Annotated in this window: 17 protein-coding genes; 3 read left to right on the forward strand and 14 right to left on the reverse strand. The window is 46.3% G+C overall.

The window, feature by feature from the left end; all coding sequences use genetic code 11:
• Window positions 1-137 precede the first annotated feature (137 nt).
• Window positions 138-2,597 carry a VolA/Pla-1 family phospholipase gene (locus tag EYQ95_RS05505; protein WP_111914907.1) on the reverse strand — a complete coding sequence of 820 codons (2,460 nt, stop codon included), beginning with the start codon at window positions 2,595-2,597 and terminating at the stop codon, window positions 138-140.
• 216 nt (window positions 2,598-2,813) lie between these two features.
• Between EYQ95_RS05505 and EYQ95_RS05510 the strand changes: the two genes are divergently transcribed.
• Window positions 2,814-3,572, forward strand: coding sequence for a YciK family oxidoreductase (locus tag EYQ95_RS05510; RefSeq protein WP_111914908.1), 759 nt, complete (start codon window positions 2,814-2,816; stop codon window positions 3,570-3,572).
• 5 nt (window positions 3,573-3,577) lie between these two features.
• On the opposite strand, the gene EYQ95_RS05515 is transcribed toward EYQ95_RS05510, so the two are convergent.
• Complete coding sequence (locus tag EYQ95_RS05515; protein ID WP_111914909.1) at window positions 3,578-4,522, reverse strand: CpcT/CpeT family chromophore lyase; 945 nt, start codon at window positions 4,520-4,522, stop codon at window positions 3,578-3,580.
• 155 nt (window positions 4,523-4,677) lie between these two features.
• Between EYQ95_RS05515 and EYQ95_RS05520 the strand changes: the two genes are divergently transcribed.
• Window positions 4,678-5,670, forward strand: a complete 993-nt coding sequence (locus EYQ95_RS05520) for a hypothetical protein (protein WP_111914910.1) — start codon at window positions 4,678-4,680, stop codon at window positions 5,668-5,670.
• Here the strand turns inward: EYQ95_RS05520 and EYQ95_RS05525 are convergent.
• The 10 genes from EYQ95_RS05525 to EYQ95_RS05570 form a co-directional block, all read right to left on the reverse strand.
• Window positions 5,660-6,067 carry a hypothetical protein gene (locus EYQ95_RS05525; protein WP_111914911.1) on the reverse strand — a complete coding sequence of 136 codons (408 nt, stop codon included), beginning with the start codon at window positions 6,065-6,067 and terminating at the stop codon, window positions 5,660-5,662. The genes EYQ95_RS05520 and EYQ95_RS05525 overlap by 11 nt on opposite strands.
• Window positions 6,068-6,078: 11 nt before the next feature.
• Window positions 6,079-7,251: a hypothetical protein gene (locus EYQ95_RS05530; protein WP_111914912.1), complete on the reverse strand. Its 1,173-nt coding sequence runs from the start codon at window positions 7,249-7,251 to the stop codon at window positions 6,079-6,081.
• 146 nt (window positions 7,252-7,397) lie between these two features.
• Entirely contained in the window at window positions 7,398-7,628 is a 231-nt protein-coding gene (nqrM, locus tag EYQ95_RS05535) for a (Na+)-NQR maturation NqrM (RefSeq protein WP_111914913.1), read from the reverse strand.
• 43 nt (window positions 7,629-7,671) lie between these two features.
• Window positions 7,672-8,529: an FAD:protein FMN transferase gene (locus EYQ95_RS05540; RefSeq protein WP_165831948.1), complete on the reverse strand. Its 858-nt coding sequence runs from the start codon at window positions 8,527-8,529 to the stop codon at window positions 7,672-7,674.
• Window positions 8,522-9,748 carry an NADH:ubiquinone reductase (Na(+)-transporting) subunit F gene (gene nqrF / locus EYQ95_RS05545; RefSeq protein ID WP_111914915.1) on the reverse strand — a complete coding sequence of 409 codons (1,227 nt, stop codon included), beginning with the start codon at window positions 9,746-9,748 and terminating at the stop codon, window positions 8,522-8,524. Before nqrF ends, EYQ95_RS05540 begins: the two co-directional genes overlap by 8 nt.
• 46 nt (window positions 9,749-9,794) lie before the next feature.
• Window positions 9,795-10,403, reverse strand: coding sequence for an NADH:ubiquinone reductase (Na(+)-transporting) subunit E (gene nqrE, locus EYQ95_RS05550; RefSeq protein WP_111914916.1), 609 nt, complete (start codon window positions 10,401-10,403; stop codon window positions 9,795-9,797).
• 2 nt (window positions 10,404-10,405) lie between these two features.
• On the reverse strand, window positions 10,406-11,041 hold the full coding sequence (locus EYQ95_RS05555; protein ID WP_111914917.1) for an NADH:ubiquinone reductase (Na(+)-transporting) subunit D: 636 nt from the start codon (window positions 11,039-11,041) through the stop codon (window positions 10,406-10,408).
• Window positions 11,041-11,805, reverse strand: a complete 765-nt coding sequence (locus EYQ95_RS05560; protein WP_111914918.1) for a Na(+)-translocating NADH-quinone reductase subunit C — start codon at window positions 11,803-11,805, stop codon at window positions 11,041-11,043. The genes EYQ95_RS05555 and EYQ95_RS05560 overlap by 1 nt, the downstream gene beginning before the upstream one ends.
• Window positions 11,798-13,030, reverse strand: a complete 1,233-nt coding sequence (locus EYQ95_RS05565) for an NADH:ubiquinone reductase (Na(+)-transporting) subunit B (protein ID WP_111914919.1) — start codon at window positions 13,028-13,030, stop codon at window positions 11,798-11,800. The genes EYQ95_RS05560 and EYQ95_RS05565 overlap by 8 nt, the downstream gene beginning before the upstream one ends.
• Window positions 13,031-13,034: 4 nt before the next feature.
• Complete coding sequence (locus EYQ95_RS05570) at window positions 13,035-14,375, reverse strand: Na(+)-translocating NADH-quinone reductase subunit A (protein ID WP_111914920.1); 1,341 nt, start codon at window positions 14,373-14,375, stop codon at window positions 13,035-13,037.
• A 267-nt stretch (window positions 14,376-14,642) separates the two neighbouring features.
• Between EYQ95_RS05570 and EYQ95_RS05575 the strand changes: the two genes are divergently transcribed.
• Window positions 14,643-15,251: a transposase gene (locus tag EYQ95_RS05575; protein WP_207916239.1), complete on the forward strand. Its 609-nt coding sequence runs from the start codon at window positions 14,643-14,645 to the stop codon at window positions 15,249-15,251.
• Between the two features lie 42 nt (window positions 15,252-15,293).
• Here EYQ95_RS05575 and EYQ95_RS05580 read toward each other — a convergent pair whose 3' ends face one another.
• On the reverse strand, window positions 15,294-22,202 hold the full coding sequence (locus EYQ95_RS05580) for a DUF1566 domain-containing protein (RefSeq protein WP_111914921.1): 6,909 nt from the start codon (window positions 22,200-22,202) through the stop codon (window positions 15,294-15,296).
• A gap of 368 nt (window positions 22,203-22,570) precedes the next feature.
• The gene (gene fabV, locus EYQ95_RS05585) at window positions 22,571-23,746 is read right to left on the reverse strand and encodes an enoyl-ACP reductase FabV (protein WP_111914922.1); all 1,176 of its coding nucleotides are present in this window, start codon (window positions 23,744-23,746) and stop codon (window positions 22,571-22,573) included.
• Window positions 23,747-23,786: the final 40 nt, after the last annotated feature.

A 23,786-nucleotide genomic window follows, 5' to 3' on the forward strand; every position in this document is an offset into this window, starting at 1 on the left:
TGTCTATCTCTTCTTAAAATTGAATCGCAACATCATACCTGACAGGTTTAACAGCAGCAAAAATAAAGGGCAGGTCACTTTCGTGAACCTGCCCTTTAAATTTTTAGCTTAATTACTGTTTACTGAGGCACCTATGCTTATTGAGGTACTAAGCTCGGGTCAACAGGCAGCATTAGCTGGTTACTTTGCAACCAAACACCAATCGCTTGCTGTTGGTTTGCTGTAGTCGCCGCATCGTCAGATGGGTCTAACAAACCACCGTGACCACCATTGATGTAGCGCGCAGCACCAGACAACGGTTCACCGTCTTGTGAAACGATGGCCGTAGTAATGTTTTGCAGGCCTAGCAAGCGGATAAGAGGCTCTGTACCACCTAATGGATGCGCAGTTGAGTTCGGAATAGTTGCATCACCAATAGCTTCGATTAAGAAAGTTGGCGTTTCAGTCGCAACAAGCGCTCGTGCGTAGTTGATTGGGTCGCCCGGATCAACGATAGACTGAGCCGCGAATTGGAACTGAGCTAACAGAGAGTCACGCGCTGCAATTTCTGCGTCTGTCGCAATACCGCCGTAGTACATTGCATAGTACTGAGCAACTGCACCTAGGAACTGCGGGTTGTCTAAGCCAGGTACGATACCTGAGTTAGTCGCTTCTTCTAGTGCATACGCTTGGAACCCGTCAAAGCTTTGGAACGCTAGTAAGCCACCAATCAGATTACCGAAAGACTGAGACTCAACTAGGAATGGTGCAATACCGCCGCCAGGCATACCTAATGCAGCAGCTTCAACACTGTAAAGTGGGTCTGCAGCAGCAGCGTCGCCTGTCATGCCAGTGTTCGCTAGCGCAACAAAGTTGTGACCTGTAATCGCACCTAGCGAGTGACCTACAAAGCTAACGTCCATACCGTTGATGTTCGCGCCGCCAAAATTAGCTGCACCGTTGCTTAAGCTTAAACGTAAACCAAGCAAGTCAGAAACAGACTGGCGTAGATTGTCACGCGCTGTAAGCAAGCTAGCAAGGTTCAAGTAGTTGGTCGGAGAGCCTTGACCTGAAGTTGCGTTAATTCCGCCTGGGAAACCACGCTCACCGTGTAACGGATGGTCGATAGCTACAGCAGCTTGACCGAATACAGCCAAAGTACCTGCAATTGCTAGGAAGTTCTCTTTTGAACCCGTGATACCGTGTTGGAAAATAACAACCGGCCAACCGCCTGCTGGTTCAGCAATTGGGTCTAAGCCCTGCTGAGCACGCACAGCATTTACCACAGCTACATTAGGAACAGACATTCTCAGTGGAACTGTTTGCACCGTTGAAGGACGTGGAATTGGGTTGTACTTAGTTAACAAGCGCTCTTGGTCCAAGCCACGAACAGAGTCTGGGTCTGTTGCATCGTAGTCTGGGTTGTATAGAGCCACAGGCGCTGCTTCGTAAGGAATAGCACCTGCTAAGTTAGCTGGGTTTGCCAATACAACTGCAGGGTCTAAACCTAAGCCCACTAGAGTTGCTGCTAACTCTTCTTGCGTAATCGCACCAGAGTTCAAACCAATCTGAATAGCTGCAGGGCTAACTGCAGTTGCCTGCCAGCGACCCGTTAAAGGTGCACCAGGGTTTTCAGCAGTTGGAATTGCACTGAAGTAAGGTAGCGTTACTGTACCTGCGTATAAATCAGCAGAACTCGCAATAGCTACGTTAGGGTTTGTAGGGTCGTTTGGTAACTGACCAGCGCCAATTAACGCGTCAGCAACAGTCATACCCGTAGGACCAGCAGTAAGTTGTGGAGCTAGTGCAGGTTGCAACATAAGTTGCTTCACTACGCCCAGTACGTCTCCTACTGACTGCGTCGTGTACGACTTGGTATGAACGATAGTTTCAACGTCTACACCCGCGCTTGCTAATGCACCGCGCTGACTATTGATAATACCTTGTAAAGCTTGCTCTTGCGCACCGCCGATTGGGTCGGTTGAAAGAGGCTTGCTTAAAGTGAAGTAAGTTGTAGACGGCTTAATCGAACGACCTAACGAGTCTACGATTGAGTCTGTAAGCGCTACAACATAGCCCGTTTTAGGTAAGAACGGTACAAGAGGAACTACCGATGCACGACCGTTGCTCCATGCTACTGTGAAGTCTTCACCGTGTGTTAATTCCGCTACGATAGTACAAACCGCACCCTGAGGAACGCTTGTACACTCTTCTACGCTAGTGTCGCCACCCATGACAGCTTGGAACACACGAATACCGCCAGCGGCAGTTACACTACTGCTGTCTACTGTAATTGTTTCGCCAAATTCGTCGGTCGCCAAGTCGAAACCGAACTCTTGTGGCATAGCTGTTGACCAGCCATCTAGTGTACCCAAGGCAACCTGTGGGTCAGCGTAATCTGTTGGGTCGTCTACAGGAATGTTTAAAGTGCCGTCTGTAGTGCCCCCTAACAAAATATCGTTTGGTAAGCTGATCTTACTTAAACCCGGGTCGAATACGACACGGACAGCAGCAGAATTAATTTCTTCATCGGTCACCGGCGCATCAGTGCCGTCTGACAAACAACCGGTCAAGCCTAGAGCTGACGCGACTGACAAAGACAGAAGCAGTTTTTTCATGAGGTTTCCCCAATCCTTGTTGTTCTAATTCTAAGCCCATTCTGGGCATGAGTACGGGCCCACTTTGGGTAATCGTTTACGAGTTTTATACACCGCTAAGCACAAAGATTAAAGGTTTTTCTTAACCTTGGCGCAAAGCTGACTAAGATTCTGTATGTATCTACTGTACAATATGAAGCACTCGAATGCACAAGTACAACTATTAAAGTATAAATTATGTTGAATACACAAAGTTTCCAAGCGTCTGCAGACGCATTACAAAATAAAGTTATTCTGGTAACCGGCGCAGGAGACGGCATTGGTCGTGTAGCGGCTCTAACTTACGCGAAGCACGGTGCCACTGTTATTTTACTGGGTCGCACGGTAAAAAAACTAGAAAGTGTTTACGACGAAATTATCGCGCAAGGTAGTGCCGAGCCAGCAATTATTCCGTTAGACATGAAAGGCGCCACCGAACGCCACTACCAAGATATGTGCGCCACCATTATCGACCAGTTTGGTCACTTGGACGGCATTCTTCATAACGCAAGCTTACTGGGCGTGCTTTCACCGTTCGACCAAATTCAAGCTGATACTTGGAATGACGTTATGCACGTAAACGTAACCGCGCAATTCCTAATGACCAAAGCACTTATGCCTGCATTGCTTAAAGCAGAGTCTCCGTCGGTGGTGTTCACATCATCAGGCGTAGGCAGAACGGGTAGAGCGCATTGGGGTCCTTATGCCGTTTCCAAGTTTGCGACGGAAGGAATGGCGCAAGTTATTGCCGACGAATACGAAAACTCTCATTTGCGTGTGAATGTCATTAACCCAGGCGCAACGCGCACGAAAATGCGCGCTAAGGCATACCCTGCAGAAAATGCAGAGAAGTTAAGAACTCCAGAAGACCTTATGCCTACTTACCTATACTTCATGGCAAACGAAAGTGTTGGTGTAACCGGCCAGTCTGTAGACGCGCAACCTCCGCGCAAATAAACGCGTTAGTCTTGCTCTCGAAGAACAAAACGCAATGGAGCTTCGGTTTGTGTCCAAGCTCCATTTTCCTTTTCTATCAACCACTGTTCTATTGGCTGACTGTAACCCACAGAGAACAAAGTAATGTCGAGCATGTTAGGCTGCTCGGGAACAAACGTTACTCTGATTTGATACGGTGAGGCCAACTCACCCAAGCGCAAGTTTACACGTTGCCCATGATCGTGAAGCTGGTTTTCAAGCTGTACTGGCATCCAAGCATCTGCATCATCTATTTCAGCTCCTGCGGGCAATAACGCGGCTTCTAGCTGAAGAAGGCGAATAGGTTCTAATAACAGAGTTTGTGCCTCGTCTTCCGCAGTAGGTTCTCCTTCTTGATTTAAAACTGTTTCGTCCAAAACCAACTGTTCGCTATTCACCTGAAACTGAGACCTCAGATGCACTTGCTGACCACTCTCATCAACAAAGTAACAACGCTCAGCTGTGCGGCTCCCTACGAAACCATCTGCTCCCTTTTGCCACCTCACTTCACAGCCAGGTAATCTCTCAAAAGCAGATAAATCGCTCAGGCTTTCTTCTTCAAACTCGATAGAACTCGGTAGTGGATATGTAATCTGCAATATACCCTCACTTCGGCTCGGAATCATAAATCGTAATAACTGCCTACGAAAAGGGTCAGTGACATTAGTTATAAAAGATTGTTCAAGCAGTAAGACACGCTCGCCTGTTGCTAATGAAATCAATTTACCGGTTTGCACAATCGGCGGAAAGTTGCCGACAATATCGGGGCTTTCAAACAACGGATGGAAGTTCGAATAACGCTTGGCTAGAAGACCAAGTAATTCCTCTTTTTGAATACTTCTTATATCTTCATTCTCGTCTTGGGCGATGGCCTGGTGAGAAGCGCTAAAAAGAAATATGAATCCAAACAATAAGAAAATGAACTGCTTCATTCGTTTGTCTATCCTAAAAGGTTTACACTGGGTCCATACGTTTGAATAAAACCATGTGCGGTTGCTCAACGTATAAAAGCCATAATTAATGATAATGATGGACTATACCATACAGCTTCAGGCTGTCACGGGGCATATCAAAGGGTCGTCGTTTTATGAGTTTTTACAGGTTTAATTGCTTACTATTTATCCTCCTGTTGTGGACCATATTTAGTTCAGCATTGGCGTCAGCACAGATTCAATTGTCCTCAGAGCAGAAATGGACTGCACTTTCTGTGGTGAATGAAAACACATGGTGGGTAGGAAGCAACACTGGCACTATTTGGATTACAGAAAATAACGGAGAAAGCTTTTCTAAATCCGTTCCCACCGGTGAAACAACCCCCTTGCGCGTACGGCAGGTTCACGCCATTGATCAGCGTCGAGCATTTATTCTTAGTAACGACGGCGAAGGCGACTCTCGATTCTACACCACGCGTAACCAAGGTTTCAGTTGGCAACGTTTGTACCGCAGTACCGGAGACGAAGCCCTGCGCTGCTTCGCAGTCATTCCCGATGGCGAGGGCTGGATATTCGCGGACACGCGGTATGGTGACTGGCACATTATCAGGTCAATCAACGGTCGCAACTGGATTGACTCAAGAAACGGCTTTGCGGGTCCCGTGCAACCCGGAGAGCAACTAAGCAACAATAGTGACCAATGCGCACGTTTTGTAAACGACACCTGGGCAGCCGGAACTTACCACGCTCCTAAAGCCAGACTCATATATAAAAATCGTAATGAGCTAAGATTTGAAGTTGTGGACACGCCGCTGACAGGTGGTTCAGGTGCCGGCGTTCATGCCGTATGGCCTTTTTCCAGTAACAATATTCTTGTAGCCGGAGGTAACGAACAAACCGCAGAACTTTATCGTTACTCAAACGGTGAGTTCACTGCCATAAATACTCCCCCCACCGAACAAGCCATTACTATTTTATATGGTAACAACGAAAGCATTTACGTGGGCAATCAGGAAGGACTGTGGGTGAGTCACAATGAAGGTGAGGAATGGAACGTCGCAGCCACGCAAGGCGTGCAAGCCTTTGACTGTGGCTACGACAATACTTGCTATGCCCTCAGCCTTGAGGGCCAAGTCATTAGAATGTAGCGATAACCGTTAAGCCACCGGCTTTACTCGCATCGCTAATATAGCCTACGGTGTTCGCGTTACCACGAACGAACTCTAGAACTTCTTCGTCACTCTCTAGAACTCGCAACTCCACTGCACGACCAGTAAAGATCAAGCGCGACCAATGTGCTTTCATCTGATCTGGAGAACGGCCTACAAAGTTATTCTCAAACGCGTTTCTTGCATCGCTACCCTCAGGCAAATTCGCAGCAATAAGCTGGCGTGTTTGACCAAGATAAATACGGCGAACAATTTCAGCGTCTACAGCAGCTTGAGTTACCACAGCGCCTTCAGCCATAGCTTTTGGCGCAAATGAAAACCCTGCTACCAACGCAAGCGACATTAAACCGCCAATAATAAGTTTCTGAATATTCATGTCAGTACTCCTTAAAATACGGTTTGAATTGCGAAGGTAACAAGCGTTGCGTCTGTGTTTAACACGTTGTCTTCAGCTGTGGTTACATCCAGCTTGAAAGCTACGCCTGTATCAAAGTCGTAACGCATACCCACTGTGGTGTAATCAATTTCGCTAACCTGCGAAGCAGCAACAGCAGCAACAGTTGGAGCAAGCGCTGCGTATGAAGGTAAACCAGGGATTTGTGGAGCAACAGGAGACGCTGCAGGCAACAACGCGTCAGGCGTTGCTCTGTCGTCTTGTGTTTGCTCGAACGTTACATGCAAAGTTACTTTGCCAAAACGCTTACCCGCAGTGATGTACTGAGATTGTTGCTCAGAAACCAAGCTATCTTTTACTTCTAGCTGGGTAAATTCACCGCCAATAAACCAATCAAAGTTGTCGTACATTAAGCCGAAGCCTAAGAATGTACCTTCGTCGTCGGTTGGAAGTAATGCATCACCCACTTCAGGAACACCGTATGCACCTAATACTTGCACTAAGCCAAGAAGTTGTGGGTCTTGCGTAGCTAAAGTTACAGAGTCAGACATCATGTAACCACCACGTACCGTGAAGTTACCGATGTAAGCCGTAACATTAGCGCCTAGAATGTTTTTAACGTCTGCTTCAACTTCAGAGCCGCCGAAGTTGATGTCACCATTAAAACGACCCGCAACGAATTGTGTGTTTACAGAAGCAGACCCAACGAACGTGCTATTGGTTAAGCTTGCACCCATGTAGGTGTCGAATGGCACACGGTAAACACTCGCAGGTGGACGAACCCAATGATATGTATAACCGACGTCAATTGAGTCAGAGTAACTATAGGTAGGCAAACGTAATTGCCCTGCATTAAGTGTCCAGCTGTCGTTTAGGCGGTATTGTAAGTACCCCCACTCCAATTCTAGATCAAAGTCGTTTTCTGCGCGTCCCATTACCTGAACCGTTGCAGTTAAACGATCAGAAATTTGTGAAGTACCTTGTAACGCGAATAACGTGTCAGGCTTGAAACCTAAGTCGTCGTTATAACCTAGCAACTCTTCATCACTACCAGAAGTGAAGCCAGCACCAATGTTTGCAAAGCCACTCCACTGCACTTCTGCAGATGCTGGAAAAGCAAGTAATGCGGTTAAAGCACTTACAGCAAAAAGTTTACGTTGAAACATACACAGTCCTTAATCGTTAATTTACGGGTCGTTCCCAACTGCGTAAATTATAGACAATTCTCAAGAACTGTTTGTTTGAAAGATTGTTGTTTTTTTAAACGAAGGGGGTGAAAACCCTATTCATTTTGCGTAAAGCTATGTTTAATTTAATGAATACGGTTGTTTTGCCACGCTTTTTCTTTCTCTTTGCGGGCTTCTTCGGCGAGCTTCGCTTGCTTCTTGTCACAAGGCTTGTCGCAATCACATGCTTTGTCCATACCCAACGCACCAATGCCGCCACAACTTCCAGCCAAAGACTTACGTTGTACTAGGACACCAATGGCCATACCGCCGAAAACGATAAGCATAAGAACAAAAGCCAATATTAATGTTTGCATGGACTACCTCACCGTGCTTGAAACGTGCAGTTCCAGTATTTAACTAACCGGAAAATGCACTTTGGAATGCAGGACTAGTATAACTTTTTGGCGAACCGTTTTCATCTAATTGAATCTCTAACGGTATGCTTAGGGCTGACGCTTTCTCTAAAGCAGTATCGGTACCCATTGCAGCGAACCAAGCACTTAATGCAGTTGCCGCCGCAGACGACTCGTGTACCACGAGTATATGCGCCCCAGAAATGGTCTGACTTTGCCCTACCGACGCATCGGCAAGTTGAAGTGTTTCGCCGTTGCTCACATCAATATTCCAAGGCTTCCGTTCTAAGTCGAAACCTCGCGCCCGAACTTGACCATTAATGTCGATACGATAGTTCTCAACATTCATAAGTTCCATAAGATGCGCTACTCGGTCCACAATAAAGCCGTGTAGAACTAACTCCATATCTACTTGAACGTCTTCTGTAGATTTAAATAACTGATGATTCACCACCCGCACTGAAGCTGGTTCATTTAAAGGCGAAGTGTGGAAGAACATCGGCATTTCACCACCAGAAAGCGCATGGGCATTCAACCCAGCAAGTAATAGTTCTTCTAGTTCGCGGGTAAGCACTACGGGTTGCGTACTTTGCCACTGATTGAGGCGAGATATTTGAGAGTCAGGGTATTGGCTTGAAAACTGCTGTTCTAAATGAGCGACTAGCCCTTCAATTCGCCCCTGAATACGAGATTCGGTTTGGTTCGGGTGGGCAGGAACGTAACTCACTTGGAACAAAAGTTCTTTTACTTGGCCTGTAGCAATGCGAACTTCACGGCTGTCGTTGCATGCTGTTAACAGGTTTAGAAAAACAAAGGCTAGCCCCAAAGGAGCTAGCCATTGATTCAATGCTGTCTTAGCCACCGAAGTCGTCCAACATAATGTTTTCGTCTTCGACACCTAAGTCTTTCAACATGTTGATTACTGCGGCGTTCATCACCGGCGGACCACACATGTAGAATTCACAGTCTTCTGGTGCTGGGTGGTCTTTCAGGTAGTTTTCATAAAGTACGTTATGAATAAATCCTGTGTAACCTTCCCAGTTATCTTCTGGAAGCGGATCTGAAAGCGCTACGTGCCATTCGAAGTTTTCGTTTTCTTCGTCTAGCATGTCGAAATCTTCAACATAGAACATTTCACGCATAGAACGCGCACCGTACCAGAAGCTGATCTTACGATCTGTTTTCAAGCGACGAAGCTGGTCGAAAATGTGTGAACGCATTGGCGCCATACCAGCACCACCACCGATAAACACCATTTCAGCGTCAGTTTCTTTCGCGAAGAATTCACCAAACGGACCAGAAATTGTAGCCTTATCACCTTTCTTCAAGCTAAAGATGTAAGAAGACATTTTTCCTGGTGGCAAGCTCATGTCACTTGGAGGTGGCGTAGCAATACGCACATTCAACATGATCATGCCTTCTTCTTCTGGGTAGTTTGCCATTGAGTAAGCACGGATAGTCTCTTCGTCTACCTTGCTTTCAAGGTTGAAAATACCAAACTTCTCCCAGTCACCACGGAATTCTTCCGCAACTTCAAAGTCTTTATATTGTACATGGTACGGTGGAGCTTCAATTTGAATGTAACCACCAGCACGGAACGGTACAGACTCTCCATCTGGAATCTCAAGAACCAATTCTTTGATGAAAGTTGCAACGTTGTCATTAGAGCGAACAGTACAGTCCCACTTCTTGATCCCGAAGACTTCTTCTTCAAGTTCAATTTGCATGTTCTGTTTTACGTTCACCTGACATGACAAGCGCGCGCCTTTGCGTGCTTCACCACGAGAAATGTGGTCACGCTCGGTAGGTAGAATGTCTCCACCACCTTCTTTAACGTGCACAATGCACTGACCACATGAACCACCGCCACCACAAGCGGACGATACGAAAATACCCGCATTCGCCAACGCACCTAACAGCTTTGTGCCAGGCTGAGTTGTGATGGTTTTATCTTCGTCTTCATTGATAACGATTTGGACATCACCGGAAGGTACTAACTTAGAGCGCGCAACCATAATGATTACCACTAACGCTAGTACGATTACCGTGAACATGCCCACGCCAAGATATATTTCTTGCATCGCCTCGTTCCTTATATTCCCACTACTTCTTTACACCGAGGGGTTATTACAGGGATACGCCGGAAAACGACATAAAGCCCAAACCAATCAGACCTGTGCTGATAAATGTAATTCCAAGACCACGAAGGCCAGCTGGAATGTCCGCGTACTTCAGCTTTTCGCGAACCGCAGCAAGTAGAGTGATAGCTAACGCCCAACCTACACCACTGCCGATACCGTAAACGACTGACTCACCGAAGTTGTAGTCGCGCTCAACCATGAACAGTACACCACCAAAAATTGCGCAGTTTACTGTAATCAACGGTAGGAAGATGCCTAACGCGTTGTATAGAGCCGGTAAGAACTTATCTAAAGCCATCTCAAGGATCTGAACCAAGGCAGCAATAATGCCGATGAAGGTTAAGAAACGGAGGAAGCTAAGGTCTGCATCAGGAAAACCTGCCCAATCGAGCGCACCTGGTGCCAAAACAAACGTGTTAACCAAGTTACTTGCTGGTACAGAAAGACCCAATACCACAACAACGGCAACACCCAAACCAATAGCGGTTGTAACTTTCTTAGAAACGGCTAGGAACGTACACATTCCCAAGAAGAATGAAAGTGCGAGGTTCTCAATGAACACAGCACGAACAAACATACTAATATAATGTTCCATGCTTAACTCTCCTTCGCTTCTACTTGTTCAGTGCGGAATGTACGAAGTACCCAAATGAAACCGCCGATAATAAAGAATGCGCTTGGAGGCATCACTAGAAGACCTACTGGGGTATACCAGCCGCCTTCACTTACCAATGGCAAGATTTGATAACCAAACAAGCTACCTGAACCAAATAATTCACGGATAAAGCCAACAGTAAGTAGAACTACTGAATAGCCAAGACCGTTACCAATACCGTCGAAGAAAGACATCAACGGTGGCTCTTTCATCGCAAATGCTTCTGCACGGCCCATTACGATACAGTTGGTAATAATCAAACCAACGAATACCGAAAGCTCTTGTGCGATATCGTAAGCATAAGCTCGAAGAATTTGGTCCACCACAATTACCAAGCTCGCGATAATCGTCATTTGCACGATAATACGAACACTCGATGGAATGTGGTTACGAATAATCGAGATAAACAAGTTAGAAAATGCAACTACCGCGGTTAGTGCGATACACATTACTAATGTTTTATCCATTGAAGAGGTTACTGCCAAAGCAGAGCAAACCCCTAGAATTTGCAACGCGATTGGGTTGTTCGCAAAGATAGGCCCAAACAGCGTTTGCTTAATTTCTTTTGCGCTAGCCATTAGAGAATCGCTCCTTCTTCACGAAGCTTCGCTAACAATGGACCATAGCCATTTTCGCTCAGCCAGAAGTTTAAAGTGCTGTTCACACCATTACTTGTAATTGTTGCACCTGAAAGCGCGTCTACACCGTTAGGCTGTGCACCAGCACCTTTACCTACGGTTACTGCAACATCACCGGAGTCAGTTACTGCAGTTAGGCCTTCAAAGTTTGCTGTCCAGCGTGGGTTTTGAATTTCGCCACCCAAACCAGGAGTTTCTTGGTGCTTGTAGAACAGAATGTCGCGAATCGTTTGTCCGTCAGGCTCTACAGCTAGGAACGCATACATTGTTCCCCATAAGCCCGCACCGCGAATGTCCATAACATAAGTTTGAACATCGCCTTGCTCGCTCATTACTGCAAAAACTGGAATTTCGTTACGTAAGTCACGAACACCAGCAGCAGAAGCCGCTTCGCTTTGCTCTAATATAGCCACGTCATCTAAATGCGTGTCCATTGCTGTTAATGAGTCAAATGCAACTACTTCGCCCGTTTCTTGGTTGTACGTTGCAATTTTCACGCGTGACGCGAAAACATCATTAATAGACTGGCCTTCAGTTGAAACGCCTGCAGTGCTTAAAATGTTGGTTTGCTTCGCAAGTGCAGCTTCAGCTTCTTGCTTGCTTTTTAGCCCAACAGCGGCGCCCGACACGATGATCGAGCACACAAGGCAAAGTGCGATAACAACTGTGAAGGTTTTGCTTAAAGTGTCGTTACTTTTAGCCATGACGAGCAACCCTCCGCTTAATATTCGCTTGAACTACAAAATGGTCGAACAGTGGCGCGAATACGTTAGCAAATAGAATCGCAAGCATAATACCCTCTGGGAATGCAGGGTTTATTACGCGAATCATCACTGTCATGAAACCAATCAGAATACCGTACGCCCACTTACCACGATTTGTGAAAGAAGCAGACACTGGGTCGGTTGCCATAAAGAACATACCGAATGCGAAACCACCAACAACTAGGTGCCAGTACCACTGCATCGCAAACATTGGGTTAGTGTCACTACCAATCCAGTTCAATAGGCTTGAGAACGCGATCATACCAATCAGTACACCACCAACAATTCTCCAAGACGCGATCCGGAAATAGATAAGCGCCAAACCACCAATTGCGATAGCAAGGGTAGACACTTCACCTACAGAACCAGGAATACGACCGATAAATGCGTCCATCCAAGTCCATGCGCCAATCGCTTGCTGACCAAACTCAGCTGCGAAGTTCGCACCACCGTTAAACGCTTCACTCAACGCTGTTGCGCCAGAGTGACCGTCTACCGCAGTCCATACTTTGTCACCTGAAATTGCAGCAGGGAAAGAGAAGTACAAGAATGCACGACCTGTTAGTGCTGGGTTCAAGAAGTTACGGCCAGTACCACCAAATATTTCTTTACCGATAACGATACCGAAAGTGATACCTAAGGCAACTTGCCATAACGGAATAGTCGCAGGAAGAATCAACGAGAACAGTACTGAAGATACGAAGAAACCTTCGTTCACTTCGTGCTTGCGAATTGACGCAAACAATACTTCCCAGAAACCACCCACCGCGAACGTTACCGCGTAAATAGGTAAGTAGAAACACGCACCGTACCAAAGCATTGTGCCCCAGCCTGCGTCTGGCGTGAATTCACCGCCGAACAGGTGGAATAAACTCACTTGCCATACGTCTGCTAATTGGTATGCAGAGTCAGGACCAAGTGCAAGTGATGCTTGATAACCTACGTTGTACATGCCGTAGAACATTGCCGGAAAGGTCATCATCCATACAAGGATCATGATGCGCTTCAAGTCGACATTGTCACGAACATGCGTTGCGCCTTTGTTTGTAGTACCAGGCGTATAAAGAATAGTTGCTACTGCTTCATACAGTGCATACCACTTCTCGTGTTTACCGCCCTTCTCAAAGTTCGGCTCAATCTGCTCAAGATAATTTTTTAAGCTCATGACATCAGCCCTCTTTCTCGATGGTGGTCAAGACATTGCGAAGCAGTGGTCCGAAGTCATATTTACCCGGGCATACATAAGTACACAACGCCAAATCTTCTTCGTCCAATTCCAACGCACCGAGTGCTTGCGCGCTTTCTAGGTCGCCGGCACATAAGTCGCGCAACAACATAGTTGGCAAGATATCGAGAGGCATTACGCGCTCGTAGTTCCCGATTGGAACCATTGCACGCTCTGAACCGTTCGTCGACGCGTTCATGTTGAACAGTTTGCTTGGGCGGAAGTGTCCGGTATAAGCACGCGTTACCGAGTGCATTTCTTTACCTGGCCAAATCCAACCAAAGAGTAATTTTTCGTCACCTTCGTCTAGCACTGAAACTTGGTTATGGAAACGTCCCAAGTATGCGTGCGGGCCACTTGCTTTATGGCCGTTCAAGACAGACCCCGAAACAACGCGAACGTTGCCTTCGTTAATTTCGCCTTGAAGCAATTGGTTCAGGTTCGCGCCTAATTGTGTGCGAACTAAACGAGGGTTTTTCGTAGCAGGGCCACCAAGCGCAATAACGCGTTTCGTGTATAGCTCACCTGTTGTGAACAATTCACCAACCGCAATAACGTCTTGAGCACCGATGTGCCAAACCTTGTACCCCATATCCACGCCTTCTAGGAAGTGAATATGTGTACCCACGTTACCTGCTGGGTGTACACCCGTGAAGGTTTCGTGCGTTACTGGCGCGCTATCGAAATTCAAGTCAGCTTCTGGCGTGCTACAAACGTAAAGCTTACCTTCCGTTAAACGGCTGATTACTTTCAAACCGTTTTGGAATGCTTCTTCGTTTTCTTTAATCGCCAGAACTGGGTCGCCCGCCAATGGATTGGTGTCCATCGCGTTAACGAAAATGGCTTTCGGAGTGCTGTCCAATTCTGGAGAGCGAGAATATGGGCGAGTACGGAATGCTGTCCACAAACCTGAGTCAACTAGGTTTTGTTGAACATTCTCACGCGAAAGCTGTAAAAGCTTGTCTGCGCTGTACTTCTCAAACGTTACTTGCTCGTCACCGTTAATTTCAATAACAACTGACTGCAAAACACGACGTTTGCCTCGGTTAACTTCGATGACCTTACCAGCGGCAGGAGCAGTGAATTTAACACCCGGATTCTTCTTATCTTCAAAAAGAACCTGACCTTTTTTGACCTGGTCTTCAACCTGGACATGCATAGTCGGGCGCATTCCCACATACTCTTCACCTAGCACGGCAACGGTCTTGATGGCAGCACCATCCTCGATAATTTGCTGTGGAGCACCCGCAATAGGGATGTCCAATCCTTTCTTTATCGTAATCATACGCGTTTGCACTACTCAATTTAGGGAAGATTGAAAGCTCAAAATTCGTTACGCAACAGTAATAACCCTGTACTTTACGCGGCAATAGTTTAGCAGTTTTTTACACAGAGCGTCTAGCCAAAACCCCAAAATGGGGTCAGAGCACTTTGGGGTCAGAGCACTAAGTGCTCTGACCCCATTTTAGTTGGTTATTTCGGAAGTGGTTCTTCATCCCTTCACGCTCTATTTACTTCAGCTATTTTTATCTGGCTACAAGGAGGTGAACCTATGGCCAGAAAGCCCCGCCAATCGGATATCGGTATACCGTTACATGTAATTCAACGCGGCAACAACAAAACGAAATGTTTCCTAGAAAGTATGGATTTTGCGACTTATATAAATTGGTTGAGGAAATACAAAGAAAAATATGATGTTTCTATTCATGCATGGGCACTGATGAATAACCATGTTCACTTGCTATGTACGCCACAGAAAAACTCTGCTGTAAGCAAAATGATGCAGTTTCTAGGGACAAGATATGTCAGGTACTTCAATACTAAATATGGGCGAACAGGAACTCTTTGGGAGGGAAGGTTTAAATCTTTCCCCGTATATTCAGATCTTTACCTACTTACTTTATACCGATATATCGAACGTAATCCCGTTGCTGCAGGAATTGTAAATACGCCGGAAGAATATGAGTGGACAAGTTATAAAAGCAACGCACTTGGTTTTAAATCAAAACTTATAACGCCACATCAAAAATACTTAGAGTTAGACAACGTTGATAATGAAAGAAGGCAAAAGTACCAAGAGCTCTTCGCTGACACCATTTGTCAGGAGAAATTAAGGGCTTTGGGCATAAAGCCAGGTGAGATAGGCATAACGCCAGATTAAGAGGGGGTCAGAGCACCAGGTGCTCTGACCCCATTTTAGGGTTTAAAACCGGTAGTAGATGCTAAAGGTCAATGTATCTACGACATCCTCTAGCTGATAACTGCGCCAGCGGAGGCGTACACCGGTTTGCTCTGAAAAAGCGTACGCGGCGGAAACACCGTAATATGGGTCGTAACCTGAAACGGATGTATTCGCGCTGTCGCCCCAAGTAGAAAAGCTACTGCGCTCTCCGTCCCAAGCATAGAGTCCGGCGTCAACACCAAGCTTCAAGCGTTCAAATACTGGAACATCGTGTTGCACGCCCACAGTGTAACCAGCACCACGAATGGCCAATAAGCCTTCAAGCTCAGCAAAAGATTCAGAAGGCGTTGTGGTGTCTACGCGTAGGTTTAAATGCGCACTACCCAAGTCAACATAACCCACCGCTAAGCGCCATGAATCAGCGAAGCTATGCGTGAACTCCACCATAACGGCATCGTTCCGACTACGGTAACGCTGAATAGTCGCGCCAGCAGGTAATGCTTGCTCAATGCCTGAACGGCTAACATCAACGTCGCTGATGCCAGCCCCAAGTTCAATTTGATAATCACCATGCTCATGAGCAACAACCGGTTGCGCCATCAAAACAAGCAAACCTACAACGGCAACACCCATAAAACGCCCTGCATTTCGCACATGGCGCAGCGACGTGAATCGCCACACCATAAGCAACGCGAACAACGCCAAGAACATCGGCGACATCGAGCCTCCAGAAGATTTACCCGTAATCTCGATAGTCTCCACAACACTCAGTGAAATACTTACTTCACCAGAAGCGGAACCACCTTGTGGGTCTTCAACTGTGTAACTCACAACATCCGTACCGCCGAAGCCAACTACCGGCGTATAACGAATCAGTTGACCATCAATAATCTCAACAGTGCCTTGCTGCGCTGAAGCAGAAACTACAGTTAATACGTCATTTTCTGGGTCGTAGTCATTTGCTAGAACGTCGATATCAATCACGCTTCTATCGTCTGACACAACCGCGTCATCAGCCACCTCAGGTAACAGGTTCGAGCGCACCACTACATTGATGACACCCGTACCGACACCACCAGCACCATCACTCACACTGTAAGTAATCGTTGTAGTGCCACCAAAGTTCTGAGGAGGCTCGTAATGGATAAACTGACCATCTACAACCGTCGCGCTACCAAACTGCGCACTCGCTGCAATAATGTAAAGCGCATCACCGTCCACATCCGATGCATAATCAAGCACCTCGATGTCATGGCCAATGTTCCATTTCAAAGTCACATCGATGTCTTCAACTTCTGGTGCATTGTTGCCCGTGTTTGGTACTGCTACTGCTCCCGTTATCGCTATCTCACCATCAAACTCGCCGTCGGAGTCATTAAGGCCTCCATCTTCAAGCGTCACTTGAATACAAACATGCCCTTCATTTAAACCTGGTTGCCACAAAGCACTTCTAGGTGGAGGGCATACACCAACTGTAGTTGAGGCTGATGCAACACTGTTATTCTCATCTTGTAAGAACGAAACCCAGCTTTCATTTACATACAATCTGTACACAGCCTCCGCGGGAATAGAATTCAATTGCGGAACAACAATATTCAGATTACTTTCACCGAGCTCTGATGATGCTTCAAAATCAATTATGGGAGATACAAAGCTGAACTCGTTCTCTTGAGCCATCATGGTCTCAGCAAAGGCCTGGTCGACTATCGCACCGCTATAATTTTCTACTGCAGTGAACGCGGTTTCACCGACACTAAGGGTTACCCATGGCTCTGCTTCCAGAAGTAGTAATTGCTCACTAAATAATTCCATTTGTAATAGATTGACTCGAGAAATACTGTCTAGGAAGTCTGGAATGAAATCACCGTCACTATCGCCAGCGCCCTCAATATTATCAGGTATACCGTCCCTGTCCGTATCAACATCAAATGAAGTGTTGCGCTCAGAGCTCAGATTTCTCGAGTTACGTTCTCCATTGGCTGACCCAGCAGAATACATTGACTCACCTACAGAGCTGCCCGCGCTCATGATAAGTACAAGCGTGTCACTAGCTGCAGGAGAAGTCTTGTTAGGCCGTATATAACGAAGCCTTGTCTTAAATTTGAATCTCGTTCCTTGGTTATAATCACGAGGGTCAAACCTGTAAATACGCTCTTCATCGCTAAAATCCACCCTAATATTAGTTTTCAGAAATCTCGGAGATTCATCGATTAGATTAGGCCCATAAGTTCTAAAAGTGTGTTTTTCCCTATACACCAAAGATTCTGGAAATGCATGAATGATCACTCTAATTTCAACTAGACCACCCTCAGGATCTATTTCAGTAATTAACTGATTATTTTGGTAAGCTTCGAGTTGAACATCCAAGTAGTCAGTTTCGTAAATTAAATTCGCAACTGAATGGGAAGAAGAGATATTTAAACCTGCCTCATTATCCAGAATTACCGTGTATTCACCGATTCGTGGAGACACCTGTTGCTCGCTTTCGCCAGCTTCTTGTTCATCCTCTAGAGTGACCTGACCATTATTTACAATGACCACCTCATCAGTCGGTCCAGCAGTAAGATCACCTTCATATAAAGTGTAGGGAACCACTAAAGGGTAATCAGGTGAAGTACCATTAAGCGAAACGCCAACGTTTGCAACGTTGCCATAGAACCGAATCGTCGGCGCGCTTATAGATATTATAGGATCAATCCAAAGTTCCTGAGTAGCTGTTGTCTCTAAACCTTCATCGTCGATAGCTCGCCACTGAATGTAGTGTAGCCCGGGCTCTCTAGTTCCAGTTGGTCCAGACACAACAACAGAATTCCCTTGCGCATCCGAAGCCTCGGGAACCGGTATTGATGATATTGAGGTATTGAGTCCAGTCGCGTTAATTCTAACTCTTTCCAATGATGAATCGCTAAATACAGGTCCTTGAGGTTCTGGAGGACTTTCAATAGTCACAACAACTTTTGCAGGTTCTTCAGAGGCCCCATTTTCATCTACGAGTCTGTAATCAAACTCGAACCGACCAGAGAAGTTGGCTGGAACCGTCGCAATAAAAGCAGAGCCGGAATCTGAGCGCGTAACATATTGTGGAGTTCCCACTGCATTCACACTAACTTCAGCCCCTGAATGAAAGTCATTTTCTGTGACATTTAAGACGTATTGATTCGTGTCACTGTAGGGTGGTGTATATGTATCTGCGACAGCTATAGGATTACGAGTTCCCCAAATTACTTCAATACCCACCGTATAAGTTGCAGACTGATAATCTCCATCAGTTACAGCGTATGTGAAACTATCCGTTCCCATTTCACGTCCATTAACTTGATAGGTCCACCCTCTAGCACTGTCACTTAAGGTGCCTAGCCCAGGTTCAGATATTAATTTCAAGGTTGTCGTATCTGTGCGATTGGCAATATCAGGCTCAATCAGCAACGATTCACCACCGTCAACATTACTGAAGTCTAAATTTTCTCCTGTCGGAGGCAAGTCATCATACCGAGCAGTTAACGTCACACTCTCTGTAACATTTTCAAAAGAGCCGCCTACCCAACCAGCAAAAACTTTCCCTTGAACTTCAGGAGCGTCCGGTGGAACTGCATCGCCCCCATAAGGAACACTTTGAATATCTCCAATTCGGTTGCCGTCAATGTCCAAGAATTCAACGGTAAACATCCTAATATCCAATTGTGCCGCCACCGATTTATCTTCATCCACAGTTACTGTACACACACCCAATGCAGAGACCGAGTCACAGCCGGTCCAAGTAGTAACAATGCTAGGATCATCTCCAACCGTTAACGATACCGTCGTACCCGCCACAAAGTCCTCAGTACACACCTGACCACAGATGATAGAGCCCGGACTACTAGAAATAACACCGGTTCCTGTCCCATTTTTATTAATGGAAAGGTTATATGTTGTTGGCTCGATCACTTTCACTAATCTAACGGGTTCGGATCTACCTGCATAATCATAGTCAGTAACAAAACCGGCTTCAAAATGAATAGCCCAAGCTCTTTCATCAGCCCTACCAGAATATGGTGTAGACGACCAATAGGCTCTAGGTAACGTATCTGGAAATGCTTGACCATTAATTGTAGGGCTCTCGTACTCGCCAGTAGCTCCACAAGTTCTTTTGTCTTCATTCTGTTCATATTGGCTGCCAATTTCCCGATTAGAACAGAATACTATCGAACGTAATTCATCAATGGTGGGTGCGCGAAAGTTCCCAGGTCTTGTCAGCGTTTGTGCAGCGCTCCAACTAAACAGAGTAGCAGATCCCTCACAAGCCGCATTGTTCCATACCTGTCCCACAGCGCAGCGTTGCCAAATAAGATTATTGACAGTATCTAACACAAGACTTGGATCGTCCTGAACCACGTAACGGTCGTCTATTTCTGAATCAGGCAAAACTGGAACGAACATACCGAACTCAACAGTAACTGTTCTCGCTTGATCAATCCTTACCGAACAACTATCCTGAACCGAATTGTCACAGCCGCTCCACCCCTTGATTGTAATACTTTCACCACCGGTAGTTGCTATTAAAGTGACCCATATAGCTTCGTCAAATTCCACTTCGCAACTAGTGTCACAAACAATAACTCCAGGAATGATTCTTACAGAACCCTCACCAATGATATTTAGGTCCAGCGTATACTGTGGTGCAGCAACAGCGAAATTAGCTGCAACGGTCTTAGCAGCGTCCATCATTACAGTACAGCTGGTCGTTTCAGATGTGCACCCAGTCCAACTATCAAAAACATAGCCATCATCAGGAGTCGCGGTAAGCGTAACCTCAGTTCCTTCTGGGTAAGTTGCCTCACAAACCTCGCCACAGTTAATTTCTGGCGAACTCGTAACTGTCCCGTTCTGTGGCTCAGTGATGTTCAGCGTATAGCTTTGCGGTACAGCCTCGCGCACCAAACGGACATATGCAGGCTCACTGTGCACGACTGATGTTTGAGCTATATTGCCGAAATTGAAATACACGGCATAGACGTCACCCGCAGACGCCGTGCTTGATGTCCAATAAGCTCCATATACATCTGTTGCTGTTCCGGGGAACGCAGTTAAATTGATAGTCGGTCGGTCATAAGTAGAAGAAAAATCATCACAACCATTGGCAGTTCCATTCAAGTTGTATTCACCCGTATTCGAGCAATAGATAATCGTTCTTAATTGATCTCGAGTAGGCAACCCGAAATCACTATCATCATCGGGAAGAAGAATAGCGTCATTCCAATCATTAACACTCGTCGCCGCCTCTGTGCACCGTCCATTTACCCATTCCTGCCCATAAGTACAACGCTTCCAAATAAGGTTAGTCACGGTGTCCAAAACAAGACTTGGGTCGCTCTGAACTTCGTAGCGCCCGTCAATTATGTAACCTTCTGAAGTTGGTATGAACAATCTAAAATTAGCTGCAACGGTCTTCGCAGCGTCCATCATTACAGTACATCTGGTCGTTTCAGATGTGCACCCAGTCCAACTATCAAAAACATAGCCATCATCAGGAGTCGCGGTAAGCGTAACCTCAGTTCCTTCTGGGTAAGTTGCCTCACAAACCTCGCCACAGTTAATTTCTGGCGAACTCGTAACTGTCCCGTTCTGTGGCTCAGTGATGGTCAGCGTATAGCTTTGCGCTACAGCCTCACGAACCAAACGAACTGCTTGCTCAAAAAAGTCAAAGTCAGGTGCTGAAAGACCCGAAGAGAAATCTACGATATAAGCTTCACCCTCAAAGTCTCCCGGTGTAGCGGTCCAGTAGAAGTTAAATAGAGCAATCGCTGGAAATGCTGCACTGTCGATGGCGGGCGAAACAAATGTTTCCGGCTCGCCGCATGGATCGTTTGTACCATTCGAATCGAATGAAGCAGTGTTCGAGCAATAAACAAGTGTTCTAAGTTGTGCCTGTGTTGGGAGCACAAACCCGCCATCCGCGGTTAAATCCAACGCGTCTGCGTAGACATAAATGGAAGGTTCTCCGGTACACGTGCTTCCACTCCAAGTTTGCCCCACACTACAGCGTTGCCATTCTAGGTTAGTTTCTGTATCACGAATTATGCTGCCATCACCTACAACCATGTAACGGTCGCTCATAGTTCCGTCGCCACTACCACCGTCACTAGGATCACCACCGCCCGCAGCAACATCAAACGTTGCGGTTACTGTGGTTGCATCTGAAACCATTACTTCACAGGAGTTTTCGGTTGTATTGTCACACCCCAGCCACCCGACAAACTCTGAACCTGCATCAGCTGTTGCCGTAAGCGTTACCGTTAAATATTGGTTGAAGTTGTAACTACAAGTAGAGCCACAGTTAATACCAGCAGGGCTACTCATAATCGTTCCTGTACCACCACCGTCTGTAGTTACTGTTAATTCTGTTGGAACAAACGTACCCTGGCGAACTAAGCGTGCAGCGAGTTCCGTACTCTTCTCTGTTTCAGATACTTGCCCGTTGCTGAAGTAAACATAAACCCCATCCGTCGCTGATGCCCCCTCATTAGAGGTCCAATAAAAGTCAGAAGCGGTTGTGGGAAAAGCCACCGTATCAATGGTTGGCTCAAGATAAGTTCCAAATACGCCACATTCAGCGTCGTCACCGTTAGAATCGTACTCGCCAGTGTTTGAGCAGTAAACTAATGTTCTTAACTGCTCTTTAGTCGGCAACGCAAAGCCACCATCAGCGACTAAACCTGCCGCACCTGCAAAAGAGTGCGTTGAAGGTAATCCTGTGCACGTACTTCCATCCCATACTCGATTATAACTACAACGTTGCCACTCAAGGCCCGTAACCAAGTCACGAATGACCGAGCCACTTTCAATAGCAAGATACCGATCACCAATGACGTCACTGCTTTGAGCAAAAGATGGATTTAAAAACGAACTAACGAGAAGAATAACCGTAGCAACACGAAGGGCGAATTTCATTGGAGCTTCCTAATTGTATTGTTTTGAGAGTCTCACCTTCATCTCAACCACAATACGAGGAAGTTGTTACTCAGCTTTTTGTTTTTGCACGCACTTATGTGTGCGAATTAGACCAGTCTATAGCGTGTTTAGAAATTGTAAAGATGGGGTCAGAGCACAAAGTGCTCTGACCCCATCTTTGATTTAAGCGAACGTTAAGCCACACAAGGTTTACAGCCCGAAACCACAGCAAAACTACAAAAGTAAGAAATTTACCCAAATAAGCGCAATCGCTTGTCATATGGGACTATCGGTGAAAACAAAACGGGGTCAGAGCACTTGGTGCTCTGACCCCGTTTTAATCTATTGCCTTAAACCCTAATTCTGATTTACCAGCTGGCAACTGGGTCTACATCTGCATCATAGTCAACGCTGTCGATGCCGAAGCCGAATAGGCGCAGAAAATCGGCGTGGTAGCCTTGGTAGTCAGCCAGTTCATGGAAGTTGTCTTGCGTAACTTGGTCCCACAAACCTTGAATTACGGCTTGGGTTTCGTCGTTGGTTTCCAAACCGTCCATACGCAAGCGCCCTGCTTCATCAAGTTCAGGCGAGCCAACATATAACCCTTCGGTAAATAAGCGATACACTTGCTCAATACAACCTTCATGAGTACCAGCTTCTTTCATCACGCGGTACATCAATGAAATATATAAAGGCATCACAGGAATTGCCGAGCTAGCTTGGGTAACCACAGCTTTCAGCGAAGAAACATAAGCGTTTAAACCAAGCTCTTGATAGTCGGCACGAAGCGCTGCTGCTGCGCGGTCTAAGTCTTCTTTCGCTTTGCCAATGGTTGCATGTCCATAAATCGGCCAGGTCAACTGCTTACCAATGTAGGTGTAAGCTGTAGTCTGACAATTTTGCGCCAACACTCCAGCTTCCGAAAGAGCTTTAATCCAACGTTCCCAGTCTTCACCGCCCATCACTTTCACAGTCTGGTCGATTTCGTCTTGGTTCGCAGGCTCAAGCGTTACGTCGTGCACTAAATCTTTGTCGGTGTCATAGGTTTTTGTCGTGTACGTGTCGCCTACGGGCTTCAATGTAGAGCTATACAATTCACCAGACTCAGGGTCTTTACGCTTAGGAGATGCCAAGCTGTATACCACCAAATCTACCTGGCCTAAATCAGCTTTAATCTTGGCAATCGTTTCTTCTTTTAGCTCATCAGAAAACGCATCGCCGTTAAGTGTCTCGGCATATAAACCCGCTGCGGAAGCTTTCTCATGAAAAGCAGATGTGTTGTACCAACCCGCAGTACCAGTCTTGCGTTCAGTCGGCTCTTTTTCAAAGCACACACCAAGAGTTTGTGCGCCGCCGCCAAAACCAGCAACTATTCGAGAGGCCAAGCCATAACCCGTAGAGCAACCGATCACTAAAACACGCTTCGGCATGTCTACTTGTGGCTGCTTCTTCACGAAATCAATTTGCTCTTGAACATTTACAGCACATCCAACTGGGTGCGCGTTAGTACAAATAAATCCACGTATGCGAGGCTTAATAACCATAATTCCCTACTTATTCGCTATTTAGTTTTATAAATTGCAA

The sequence above is a fragment of the Lysobacter sp. N42 genome (assembly GCF_004344885.1).

What these genes read in the sequence shown, in the direction of transcription:
- EYQ95_RS05505 (WP_111914907.1), bottom strand. Translation starts at nt 2,597, where the DNA reads ATGAAAAAACTGCTTCTGTCTTTGTCAGTCGCGTCAGCTCTAGGCTTG.
- EYQ95_RS05510 (WP_111914908.1), top strand. Translation starts at nt 2,814, where the DNA reads ATGTTGAATACACAAAGTTTCCAAGCGTCTGCAGACGCATTACAAAAT.
- EYQ95_RS05515 (WP_111914909.1), bottom strand. Translation starts at nt 4,522, where the DNA reads ATGAAGCAGTTCATTTTCTTATTGTTTGGATTCATATTTCTTTTTAGC.
- EYQ95_RS05520 (WP_111914910.1), top strand. Translation starts at nt 4,678, where the DNA reads ATGAGTTTTTACAGGTTTAATTGCTTACTATTTATCCTCCTGTTGTGG.
- EYQ95_RS05525 (WP_111914911.1), bottom strand. Translation starts at nt 6,067, where the DNA reads ATGAATATTCAGAAACTTATTATTGGCGGTTTAATGTCGCTTGCGTTG.
- EYQ95_RS05530 (WP_111914912.1), bottom strand. Translation starts at nt 7,251, where the DNA reads ATGTTTCAACGTAAACTTTTTGCTGTAAGTGCTTTAACCGCATTACTT.
- nqrM (WP_111914913.1), bottom strand. Translation starts at nt 7,628, where the DNA reads ATGCAAACATTAATATTGGCTTTTGTTCTTATGCTTATCGTTTTCGGC.
- nqrF (WP_111914915.1), bottom strand. Translation starts at nt 9,748, where the DNA reads ATGCAAGAAATATATCTTGGCGTGGGCATGTTCACGGTAATCGTACTA.
- nqrE (WP_111914916.1), bottom strand. Translation starts at nt 10,403, where the DNA reads ATGGAACATTATATTAGTATGTTTGTTCGTGCTGTGTTCATTGAGAAC.
- EYQ95_RS05555 (WP_111914917.1), bottom strand. Translation starts at nt 11,041, where the DNA reads ATGGCTAGCGCAAAAGAAATTAAGCAAACGCTGTTTGGGCCTATCTTT.
- EYQ95_RS05560 (WP_111914918.1), bottom strand. Translation starts at nt 11,805, where the DNA reads ATGGCTAAAAGTAACGACACTTTAAGCAAAACCTTCACAGTTGTTATC.
- EYQ95_RS05565 (WP_111914919.1), bottom strand. Translation starts at nt 13,030, where the DNA reads ATGAGCTTAAAAAATTATCTTGAGCAGATTGAGCCGAACTTTGAGAAG.
- EYQ95_RS05570 (WP_111914920.1), bottom strand. Translation starts at nt 14,375, where the DNA reads ATGATTACGATAAAGAAAGGATTGGACATCCCTATTGCGGGTGCTCCA.
- EYQ95_RS05575 (WP_207916239.1), top strand. Translation starts at nt 14,643, where the DNA reads ATGGCCAGAAAGCCCCGCCAATCGGATATCGGTATACCGTTACATGTA.
- EYQ95_RS05580 (WP_111914921.1), bottom strand. Translation starts at nt 22,202, where the DNA reads ATGAAATTCGCCCTTCGTGTTGCTACGGTTATTCTTCTCGTTAGTTCG.
- fabV (WP_111914922.1), bottom strand. Translation starts at nt 23,746, where the DNA reads ATGGTTATTAAGCCTCGCATACGTGGATTTATTTGTACTAACGCGCAC.